This is a genomic window from Arthrobacter sp. Y3225116 (assembly GCF_059091245.1).
The window spans coordinates 1-310 of record NZ_JBNHGL010000610.1 but is presented as its reverse complement, the minus strand read 5'-3'; the positions used below and the strand labels follow the sequence as shown (position 1 = coordinate 310).

The following is a 310-nucleotide window of genomic DNA, read 5'->3' as shown; positions in this document are numbered from 1 at the left end:
CGTTAGGCTGGTCCACATGCCCACCCTGCCCGGCGGCGGCAGAGCCTTCCGCCCGCCCAACTCCGCCCTGGCGGCAGGACGCGCGGACGAGGCCGCCATCGCCGTCGTCCGCCATTTCGGCCAGCGTTTGCTGGGCCTTCCGTTCACTGTGCTGGGCGCGGTCCGCCAGCCCTCCCCCGGGCGCGGCGGGCCGTGGCACTACTGGTGGCAGGCCCACTTCCTGGACTGCCTGGTGGATGCCGGGTGGCGGGAGCTGCGCCGCGGCCAGCATTACGACGGCGGCGACGGGCCGAGCGCCGGCCGTCTCGCC

The 310-nt window shown here is 75.5% G+C and carries 1 pseudogene; it reads left to right on the top strand.

The window, feature by feature from the left end:
• Window positions 1-16: 16 nt before the first annotated feature.
• Window positions 17-310: pseudogene (locus tag AC5RV2_RS19195) on the top strand (glycoside hydrolase family 76 protein); the annotation flags it as partial.